Origin of the sequence: Testudinibacter sp. 'clade 2' (assembly GCF_006227735.1) — a bacterium.
GTDB lineage: Bacteria > Pseudomonadota > Gammaproteobacteria > Enterobacterales > Pasteurellaceae > Chelonobacter.
On the sequence record NZ_VDHB01000243.1, the window covers coordinates 1 to 2,490 of the forward strand.

At 51.8% G+C, this 2,490-nt stretch carries 3 protein-coding genes and 1 CRISPR repeat array; all 3 genes read left to right on the forward strand.

Features of this window, described 5'->3' with window-relative positions; all coding sequences use genetic code 11:
* Positions 1-512 (forward strand): CRISPR-associated protein Cas4 (gene cas4 / locus FHQ30_RS12965; protein WP_139625196.1); only part of this gene is annotated, 512 nt, incomplete at its 5' end.
* Entirely contained in the window at positions 505-1,530 is a 1,026-nt protein-coding gene (gene cas1c, locus FHQ30_RS12970; RefSeq protein ID WP_139612169.1) for a type I-C CRISPR-associated endonuclease Cas1c, read from the forward strand. The genes cas4 and cas1c, both read left to right, overlap by 8 nt.
* Positions 1,531-1,533: 3 nt before the next feature.
* On the forward strand, positions 1,534-1,827 hold the full coding sequence (gene cas2 / locus FHQ30_RS12975) for a CRISPR-associated endonuclease Cas2 (protein ID WP_139612168.1): 294 nt from the start codon (positions 1,534-1,536) through the stop codon (positions 1,825-1,827).
* A 178-nt stretch (positions 1,828-2,005) separates the two neighbouring features.
* Positions 2,006-2,425: a CRISPR direct-repeat array (repeat unit 31 nt; unit sequence CTCGCTCCTTCGCAGGAGCGTGAGTTGAAAC).
* Positions 2,426-2,490 lie beyond the last annotated feature (65 nt).

Here is a 2,490-nt window from a genome sequence, read left to right on the forward strand (position 1 = left end):
AGGGCAGGGCGTTGCATGAGCGGGTGGATTCGGGCGAGCCGGAAACCCGTAAAGGCATTCGCTTTGAGCGCAGCGTGCATGTGTGTGCCGAGCAGTTGGGCATCAGTGGCATTCTGGATATGGTCGAACATGATTTAAAAACAGGCTGCCTGAAACCGGTGGAATACAAACGCGGCAAACCTAAGTCCGAGCATTGGGATAAAATCCAGCTTTGTGCGCAGGCTTTGTGTTTGGAAGAAATGACCGGCAAAACGGTGGGCGAGGGCGCGTTGTGGTATCAGCAAACCCGCCACCGCGAGCCGGTATTGTTTTCAGACGGCCTCAGACAAGAAACGCTGGCGGTGATTGCCAAAGTGCGGTCATTGTTGGAAAGCGGCGCAACCCCGCCGCCTGTGTATGGCAAACATTGCAAGGCGTGTTCGTTGCTGGAGCTGTGCCAGCCGCAGCTGTTGAAAAGGGATAGGTCGGCAGCTTATATCGCCGCTTTATATCCGGAGGAGAGTGATGCGTAAATTACAAAACACGCTCTACATCACCACCCAAGGCACTTATTTGCATAAAGAACGGGAAACCTTGCTGATTGAAAAAACCGTTGAAGGCGAGCGGCAGAAGCTGTTGCAGTTGCCGGTGCATTCGATTGCGCATATTTTCTGTTTCGGTAATGTGTTGGTGTCGCCGTTTTTAATGGGGTTTTGCGGGGAAAATAATATCAATCTGGCGTTTTTTACCGAAAACGGGCGTTATCTCGGGCGGTTGCAGGGGCGGCAGAGCGGTAATGTGTTGTTGCGGCGGGCGCAGTATAAGGTATCGGAACACCATCCGGTGGCGATTGCGCGCAATATCATTGCGGCGAAAATCCAGTCGTCGAAGCGGGTGTTGCAGCGCAGGCAGCGTAATCATGGCGAGCATGACGAGGTTCAGACGGCCATTCGTGCCTTGAATTTCAGTTTGAGCCAATTGCAGCGGGCGGATAATCTGGCGCTGATTCGCGGCATTGAGGGCGATGCGGCTTCGCGCTATTTCGGCGTGTTTCAGCATTTGTTGACGGAAAAGTGCGGTTTTGTGTTTAACGGCCGCAACCGCCGCCCGCCACGTGATCCGGTCAATGCCTTGTTGTCGTTTCTGTATAGCGTGTTGGGCAAGGACATCAACGGCGCGCTGCAAAGCGTGGGGCTGGATCCGCAAGTGGGCTTTCTGCACGCCGACCGGCCGGGGCGCGACAGTTTGGCACAAGATATTTTGGAAGAATTCCGCGCTTGGTGGGTGGACAGAATGGTGCTTAGCCTGATTAACCGCGGCCAAATCCGCCTACAGGATTTTGAGACCGAAGCCAGCGGCGCGGTGAATATCAAGGCGGATGCGCGCAAGCTGTTGTTTCAAAGCCTGCAAGCGAAAAAGCAGGAAAAAATCATTCATCCGTATTTGCAGGAAGAAGTGGAAATCGGTTTGCTGCCTTATATTCAAGCCATGCTGCTGGCACGGCATCTGCGCGGCGATTTGGCCGAATACCCGCCGTTTTTGATGAGATAGCCCATGCTGATGTTGATTACCTATGATATTTCGCTGGAAGACCCCGAAGGCCAAGCACGTTTGAGGCGGATTGCCAAACTGTGCCTGGATTACGGTGTGCGAGTACAATATTCGGTATTCGAATGCGACATCGCCCCCGATCAATGGGTGCGCCTGAAAGCCAAGCTGCTCGCCACCTACCAACCTGAAACCGACAGTCTGCGCTTTTACCATCTGGGCAGCAAATGGCGGCGCAAAGTGGAGCACCACGGAGCTAAAGCTACGGTAGATATATTCAAAGATACACTGATTGTGTAGCGCGCTAACCTGTTGTTCTCATAAAATTGCGGGAAGGTTGGCGATGGTTGATTTCTTTAACAATTTGGATAGAAAATAGTTATTTTGCTATGCTAAAATAATTCAAAGTGCCATCACCAAAGTAATTGGCGAAATAAGGTTTTATTAGCCTTATAGAACAACAAATTACAGGTAGGCACTCGCTCCTTCGCAGGAGCGTGAGTTGAAACGATGAAGGAGACCGACCAATGACCGAAGTTTATCTCGCTCCTTCGCAGGAGCGTGAGTTGAAACTCCACCTGCGCACCAATAACGACTCTCTTTGTCACTCGCTCCTTCGCAGGAGCGTGAGTTGAAACTGGCAGAAAAACATTGGGAAGAAGAAAAACTGCGCTCGCTCCTTCGCAGGAGCGTGAGTTGAAACCGGTAGACGGGGCTACGGGGTTAACTGCGGCTCAGCTCGCTCCTTCGCAGGAGCGTGAGTTGAAACTCGTGAAACTTGATCGTAATGAAAGCCGTTTTTCTCGCTCCTTCGCAGGAGCGTGAGTTGAAACCGTTGGTTAAATCAAACTCCCCTAATTCATTACCCTCGCTCCTTCGCAGGAGCGTGAGTTGAAACAATTTGTAATATTGCCCCAACATAAGCGCGAATATCTCGCTCCTTCGCAGGAGCGTGAGTTGAAA

Coding starts and splice junctions, on each gene's coding strand:
- cas1c (WP_139612169.1), top strand. CDS start 505: ATGCGTAAATTACAAAACACGCTCTACATCACCACCCAAGGCACTTAT.
- cas2 (WP_139612168.1), top strand. CDS start 1,534: ATGCTGATGTTGATTACCTATGATATTTCGCTGGAAGACCCCGAAGGC.